Below are 4,411 nucleotides of genomic sequence, written 5' to 3' on the forward strand. Positions count from 1 at the left end.
CCCTCGTCGTGCCGGACGGATCCTTGAGGTACGTACACAGGCCACAGGTACGCACGGCTGAAGGGGGCCGCCCATGTCCGGTCAAGGGACCTTTTCCCGCCCCGCACGGCAACGACATCCACGGCAACGACAGCCACAGCGGCGGGTCAGGCTCGACGAACATCTGCCCGTCGACCACAACCTGAGCCGGGTGTACCGGGTGGGTGCGGGACTGATCGGTCTGGTGCTGCTCGTCTTCGGCATCCTCGGGCTGGTCAACCAGATCGGTGTCTTCGGCACCGGCAGCCACACCACCGCCGGCCTGAACACCAACGGCGCGCTGAGCGTCCTGTCGATCTGCGTCGGTGTCCTGCTCTTCGTCGGCATGCTGATCGGCAAGAACTTCGCCTCGACGCTGAACATGATCCTCGGCCTGCTCTTCATCCTCAGCGGCTTCGTCAACCTCGCGCTGATCGACAGTGGATTCAACCCCCTCGCCTTCCGCATCCAGAACGTGCTGTTCAGCTTTGTGGTGGGCGTGCTGCTGATGTTCTTCGGCATGTACGGGAGAGTCAGCGGCAGCCTGCCGCACGACAATCCCTACTGGCGGGCCCGCCATCCGAGCCAGGTGGAGGACGAGCGGCGGAGCCGCGCCGCCGCCGGGCAGCGCGCGGTCCACGCCCATCGTGCCGAGACCTCCCACCGGCAGGGCGCGCACAGAACGGCCGGATAACCTGGCCCCATGCCTCGCTACGAGTACCGCTGCCGCCCCTGCGACACCACTTTCGAACTCAGCCGCCCCATGGCGGAGTCGTCGGCGTCGGCCACCTGCCCCGCCGGTCACCAGGACACCGTGAAGCTGCTGTCCACCGTCGCCGTGGGCGGCTCGGCGAAGGGCTCACCGGCCCCCGCCCCCTCGGCCGGCGGCGGAGGCGGCTGCTGCGGCGGGGGCTGCTGCTCCTGAGGCCGAGCACCAGCTCCAACGCGTCGCGGAACTCGCCCACTTGGACCACCCGGTCCTGGGAGAGGACCAGCATTCCCACCGCGGGCCACCGCTCGCGGATCACGAGGCGCGGCCCGTAGCCCCTCGTAGGTGTGCGCGGGCGGCAGCCGTACGGCCGGGTCGAATCCGAGGTCAGGACCCGAGCCGCGCCCCTCGGCGCACCACTGTGTCCACGATCGGTCACGCCGGTGGGAGGCATGCGCCCGCACCCTGCGGGAACCCTCGGTAATCCAGACGGTTCGCCTCAATATGCCTGCCTGAGCAGGCATCCAGCACGGGAGTCATGATCGGAAGCAGCCCGCAGCAATGGGTCAGCAGCTTGATGGACACGCTCGGAGCACCGGGCGCGGGCATAGCCATTGCCCTGGAGAATCTGTTTCCTCCCCTGCCCAGCGAGGTGATCCTGCCGCTGGCGGGCTTCGCGGCCGGCACCGGAAAGATGAGTCTGACAGCGGCGGTGTTGTGGACGACCGCGGGCTCGGTCGTGGGCGCGCTCGCCCTGTACGGGCTCGGCGCGTGGCTCGGCCGGGAAAGGACCATCGCGCTCGCGTCCAAGGTGCCGCTGGTGAAGGCGAGCGACATCGAGAGGAGCGAGGAGTGGTTCAACCGGCATGGCGCGAAGGCGGTCTTCTTCGGCCGGATGATCCCCCTCTTCCGCAGCCTGATCTCCGTGCCCGCGGGTGTCGAGAGAATGCCGCTGCCGCTCTTCCTCGGCCTGACCACGCTCGGCAGCGCGATCTGGAACACCGCTTTCATCATGGCCGGCTACGCGCTCGGCGAGAACTGGAAGGAGGTGAGCGGCTACGTCTCGACCTATTCGAAACTGGTCCTGGGCGTCGTGCTGCTCCTGCTCCTGGCCTTGGTTGTCAGGCGGGTGGTCAGGTCCCGTAGGGAGAAGCAGCGCGACTGAGCCGTCGCAGGATCTCCTCCCCCGCGGCCACGCCCGTCTCGGTCAGTGTCTCCACGTGCGGGGCGCTCCAGCCGGTGTCGGCCAACTCGCCGTGACCGGGGCGCCAACCACGGTCGGCGGCCAGCAGCAGGTCGGCGTCGAGGAGTGAGTCCCCGGCGGCGAGGGTCAGTTCGGCGCCGGTCCGCCGGGCGACCTCACGCATGGCGGCGCTCTTGGTCAGCGGTCGCGGTACGGCGTAGATCTTCCGGCCCTGGAGGGAGACCGTCCAGCCGCGGCCGTCGGCCCACTCGGAGAGTTCCTTCACCCAGCCCTCGGGCAGCAGCGCCCGGTCGACCACGAGATACGCGAACAGGTCCTCGGCGATCCGCTCCTTGAGCAGCCACGCGGGGTCGGCGGCGGCGAGAAGGTGCTCCCTGACCTCCGTGAGCGGGGCGCAGCTCTCGGCGAGGCGGTCCCTCACCTGTGTGTGCCAGGCGGGGTCGGACTCGCCGTCGACGAGGAGATGACCACCGTTGGCACAGATCGCGAACCGGGAGGCGGGGCCCGGCAGATGGATACGGAAGTACTGCTCGCGGGTGCGGGTCGTGGTGGGTACGAAGACCGTGGCCCCGGCGAGGTCTTCGAGCAGTCCGGCGGCGGTCTCCGTCATGTACGACAGGGGCCGGCTCTCGTAGATCTCGACGCAGAGGAGCCGGGGGGCCTCGGCGTCCGGCATGGCGAGCTGGAGGGCGCCGGCCGAATAGATGAGGGTGCGGTCGAGGTCGCTGGCGACCAGCGCCGCCGAGGAGGTGGGCGCGTTCACGAGGTGGCCACCGCCGTGCCGTCCGCGCCCGTGGCGCCACGGGTGTAGCGGGGGTGGATCAACCCGACGCAGGTGTAGGGGAGTCCGTCGACTTCTTCCACGGGTACGCCGCGCTGCCCGGCGAGCAGCCGGACGTGGTCGAGGTCGGTTCCCGCGCCGCGTTTGGCCAGGATCTTCCAGGGGACGCGGCGCAGCAGGACACGGGTGGTCTCGCCGACGCCGGGCTTGACGAGGTTCACGTCGTGGATGCCGTACTCCTCGCTGATGCGCTCGACGGCGGCCCAGCCTTCCCAGGTGGGTGCGCGGTCGGCGGAGAGAAGTTCCTTGACCTCGGTGTCCACCGCGTCCGCGACGTCGTCGAAACGGGCGGCGACGGTGTCCAGGAAGTAGCCGGACACATCGGCGTCGGCGAGTTCGCGGTAGTGCTTCGCTCCGTGGAAGTCGTCGGGGCCGACGAGGTCGGCGCGCAGGACGGTGCGGGAGATGAGCCCGGAGACGGTGGAGTTGAGGCAGGCGGAGGGGATGAGGAAGTCCTCACGGGTGCCGTAGGTACGTACGCAGCCACCGGGGTCGGCGAGTACCGCGATCTCGGGGTGGAAGCCGTCGAACTCGGCCAGTGCGTCGGCCAGTTCGCGGGTGATGGCGCCCTTGCCGGTCCAGCCGTCGACGAAGACGATGTCGGCGGGGTTGTGGTGGGCCGCGAGCCAGCGGACGGCGTTGGTGTCGATGCCACGACCGCGCACGATGGAGATGGCGTAGTGCGGCAGATCCAGGCCGTGCCGGTGTTGGGCCCAGCGGCGCATCAGGACACCCACGGGGGTGCCGGCCCGGGCGAGTGAGACCAGGACGGGCCGCGCCCGCGTGGCTTCCCGCGAGGCGGGGTCGGCGTAGCGCCGCGGGTGCTCGGCCAGCACGGTCTCGGTGACGGTGCCGACGGCACGGGCGATGCGGGCCGCGGAGGTGCCGAGGGCGGATCGGAAGAGTTCCTGGTACTCGACGCTCGGCTGGTATTCGACGGGCAGTGACTCCGCGTAGTGGGCGCCGCCGCTCTGTATCGCCTCTTCGCGCTCCTCCGTGGGGGCTTCCAGTTCCACGTCGGACAGGTCCTGGAGGAGCCAGCCGACGTCGTCGGCGGCGTACGAGGAGAAGGCGGGGCCGCGGAGCGGGGCGGGCAGCATGGGGGGTTCCTGCCGGTCGGGGACGTGCGAGGGGGCGGGGAGGTACGAGGGGACGACGGCCAGCACGACACGCGGGACATGAGCGGCGAGCTGTGCGAGCAGGCCGCCCGGGGCGTGCAGTTCCGGGGAGTCGGCCAGGGAGTCGACGACCGCGACGACGGCGTCGAAGCCGCCGCCGGCGACGTTGTAGGCGTACCGGTCGCCGACGCCCTCGTCGGCCGGGAAGGCCGCGGTGTCGTGGGCGGGGAAGACGAGACGGCTGCGTATCGCGTAGCCGGGGTCGTCCACGGCGAGAACGGGTGAGCGGGTCGTGGTCGAGTAGCGGACCTCGATGCCGGTGACGGACCGCTCCAGTTCGAGTGCGAGGCGCAGCGGCGCGTACATCAGCTCCTCGAAGCCGAGGACAAGGACGCGTCGGGCGTCGCCGAGCTCCTGGGCGAGCGCGGTGGCCATGGCGGGCACCGCGGCCTCCAGGCGGGCGCGGTGGGCCGGCGTGAAGCCGTGGCGCCCCCCGTCGGGCAGCCCGGCGGGCCAGCCGA

The 4,411-nt window shown here is 70.7% G+C and carries 5 protein-coding genes; 3 read left to right on the forward strand and 2 right to left on the reverse strand.

The genetic code is table 11. The annotated features are described in order from the left end of the window. Positions 1-73 precede the first annotated feature (73 nt). The 3 genes from P3L51_RS35285 (at position 74) to P3L51_RS35295 (ending at position 1,892) form a co-directional block, all read left to right on the forward strand. Positions 74-712 carry a DUF4383 domain-containing protein gene (locus P3L51_RS35285; protein WP_354609450.1) on the forward strand — a complete coding sequence of 213 codons (639 nt, stop codon included), beginning with the start codon at positions 74-76 and terminating at the stop codon, positions 710-712. Positions 713-721: 9 nt separating this feature from the next. Continuing rightward, the gene (locus P3L51_RS35290; protein WP_078077518.1) at positions 722-943 is read left to right on the forward strand and encodes an FmdB family zinc ribbon protein; all 222 of its coding nucleotides are present in this window, start codon (positions 722-724) and stop codon (positions 941-943) included. Between the two features lie 322 nt (positions 944-1,265). Next, positions 1,266-1,892, forward strand: a complete 627-nt coding sequence (locus P3L51_RS35295; protein ID WP_354609451.1) for a DedA family protein — start codon at positions 1,266-1,268, stop codon at positions 1,890-1,892. Here the strand turns inward: P3L51_RS35295 and P3L51_RS35300 are convergent. Continuing rightward, the gene (locus tag P3L51_RS35300; RefSeq protein ID WP_354609452.1) at positions 1,861-2,694 is read right to left on the reverse strand and encodes an HAD family hydrolase; all 834 of its coding nucleotides are present in this window, start codon (positions 2,692-2,694) and stop codon (positions 1,861-1,863) included. The two genes, P3L51_RS35295 and P3L51_RS35300, sit on opposite strands and share 32 nt — an antisense overlap. Further along, on the reverse strand, positions 2,691-4,411 hold a 1,721-nt coding region (locus P3L51_RS35305; RefSeq protein WP_354609453.1), incomplete at its 5' end, for a cysteine protease StiP domain-containing protein. The genes P3L51_RS35300 and P3L51_RS35305, both read right to left, overlap by 4 nt.

Source organism: Streptomyces panacea (assembly GCF_040560175.1).
Classification (GTDB): Bacteria; Actinomycetota; Actinomycetes; order Streptomycetales; family Streptomycetaceae; genus Streptomyces; species Streptomyces panacea.